Origin of the sequence: Methylobacterium sp. WL120 (genome assembly GCF_008039465.1) — a bacterium.
In the GTDB taxonomy this organism is placed as follows: Bacteria; Pseudomonadota; Alphaproteobacteria; order Rhizobiales; family Beijerinckiaceae; genus Methylobacterium; species Methylobacterium cerastii.
The window spans coordinates 1-1,321 of the sequence record NZ_VRUT01000341.1; the positions used below are offsets into that span (position 1 = coordinate 1).

1 protein-coding gene, 1 tRNA gene and 1 pseudogene are annotated in these 1,321 nt (G+C 63.1%); all 3 read left to right on the forward strand.

Going from position 1 to position 1,321, the window contains the following annotated elements; genetic code table 11:
* Positions 1 to 72 precede the first annotated feature (72 nt).
* Positions 73 to 147 (forward strand) — tRNA-Gln (locus FV229_RS26890).
* A 135-nt stretch (positions 148 to 282) separates the two neighbouring features.
* Entirely contained in the window at positions 283 to 771 is a 489-nt protein-coding gene (locus FV229_RS26895; RefSeq protein ID WP_147754821.1) for a GIY-YIG nuclease family protein, read from the forward strand.
* 410 nt (positions 772 to 1,181) lie between these two features.
* Positions 1,182 to 1,321: pseudogene (locus FV229_RS26900) on the forward strand (IS3 family transposase); the annotation flags it as partial.

The window sequence follows — 1,321 nt, forward strand, 5'->3', positions numbered from 1 at the left end:
CTGCTCCACCGACCGCCGCCGTAAACCAGTTGCCTGTCCGCGCATCCGCGTCTAGACAGCGCCGTCCTCTGGTGGGGCGTCGCCAAGTGGTAAGGCAGCGGTTTTTGGTACCGCCATTCCCAGGTTCGAATCCTGGCGCCCCAGCCAAGGAGCCTTGCTAAAACAGCAAGTTAGCTCTGAGGACAATTCGGCCATACAAGAACATAGGGCCAACCGAGACGCATCATTCTCGGCACAGTCCGCACGCGCGGCCTTCTGCCTCTCCAATCGGGGGAGGTGACAATGGCCAGCATCTATAAGCGTGGTCGGGTTTGGTGGGGGCGGGTCACGGTCCGCGGCGAAGAATTTCGATCGTCCTTGAATACGCACCACGAAGCGATCGCGAAGGAGCGGTTCCGCAAGTGGGCGCTCGACCTCGGATGTCGAAGCATTGAGCAGTCGCTTCAAGGCAGCCTGGGACCGATGAGCAACCCGCGCCGTCCGGACGGATCGATCTATGCCATTGGGTATGACGATAAGGTCAAGATCGGCTGGAGCGCCGTTCCGCCCCGTCAACGAATGGCAACCCTTCAGATCGGGTGCCCTGAAGACCTGATCCTGTTCGGAAGTCGACCGGGTACCGTCGCAGAGGAGCGACAGCTTCATCGCGAGTTCGCGCACCTGCGCATCCGCGGGGAGTGGTTCCGCCGTGAGGGCGTCGTCGCAGCTTGGATCGAAGCGTGCCGCCCACGGGCTTCCCTCTCCCCCTCCTCCATGGAGGCGGTGCGATGAGTGGGCGCGAACACCTGATGCGTCATCTCTGGGCGCGCGTGATGCTCGATAGCCGAGCGGGTGGCGGTCCGGGCTTTGACCCGTACCGTGGCGTGTCGTTCGTCGCTGAGATGCTAGGCACCTCGACTGTTGAAGTTGGCCTAGCCGTTGGCGGCGAGTTCCTGACCGGAGAACGCGCCCTTCCAAGCCGTGAGGTTTTGGCTCGTGATGCGGCTTCCCTCTCCCCTCTCCCCGCCGCGGAGGAAACGCGATGAGCGCGGCAAGGGTCGTCATAAGCGAGGCCGACGTGCTCGCAGCCTTGCACGAGGGCGATTGGGGCGGCACGCCAACCTACGTCCTAGCCAATTGGTCAGCCCCCATTGAAGTGGTCCGCCCTTTGGTATGGCTTTTGAGCCTGGAGGACGGACGAGATGGCAAAACACCCGAAGCCCGAGGAGATCGTCGCGAAGCTCCGTCAGGCGGACGTGCTGATCTCACAGGGCCAGAGCGTGGCCGATGCAATCCGCGCGCTCGGTGTGAGTTCGGTGACGTACTACCGGTGGCGGCGTGA

Bases quoted from the DNA above. Each gene is read 5' to 3' on its own strand.
- FV229_RS26895 (WP_147754821.1), top strand. From the start codon at position 283: ATGGCCAGCATCTATAAGCGTGGTCGGGTTTGGTGGGGGCGGGTCACG.